This window comes from Selenomonas sp. oral taxon 138 str. F0429 (genome assembly GCF_000318175.2).
In the GTDB taxonomy this organism is placed as follows: Bacteria; Bacillota; Negativicutes; order Selenomonadales; family Selenomonadaceae; genus Centipeda; species Centipeda timonae.
Genome location: NZ_KB290928.1, coordinates 15,393 through 15,948, shown reverse-complemented (window position 1 = coordinate 15,948; position 556 = coordinate 15,393). Strand labels below are relative to the sequence as shown.

At 55.9% G+C, this 556-nt stretch carries 1 protein-coding gene; it reads left to right on the top strand.

Annotated features, from left to right (window positions below):
* Window positions 1–556 (top strand): terminase TerL endonuclease subunit (locus HMPREF9163_RS12275; RefSeq protein ID WP_009439673.1); only part of this gene is annotated, 556 nt, incomplete at both ends.

Below are 556 nucleotides of genomic sequence, written 5' to 3'. Positions count from 1 at the left end.
CGAAAGGCTCCGGCGATGCGCGAATGCAGCCGCTCTACTTCCTCATCACCACAGCGGGGACGGATACGCAGTCCATCTGCTATGAGACGCACCAAAAGGCAAAGGATATTCTGGAAGGGAGGAAGATTGATTCGACCTTCTATCCGGTGATCTACGGAGCGAAGGAGGATGAGGACTGGACAGACCCCGAGGTATGGAAGCGGTCGAATCCGTCCCTCGGTATCACGGTCGGCATCGACAAGGTACAGGCGGCTTGCGATTCGGCACGGCAGAATCCTGCCGAGGAGAACAGCTTCCGTCAACTGCGTTTGAATCAGTGGGTGAAGCAGTCTGTACGGTGGATGCCGATGGATAAGTGGGATGCGTGCGCCATACCTGTGGATGCCGAGTCCTTGGAAGGTCGTGTCTGCTATGGAGGACTTGACCTTTCTTCGACGATGGATATTACGGCATTTGTTCTCGTATTCCCGCCAACCGAGGAAGATGAGCCGTTTGCCGTGCTTCCGTACTTCTGGATTCCCAAGGAGAACATTGACCTGCGTGTGCGGCGCGACCA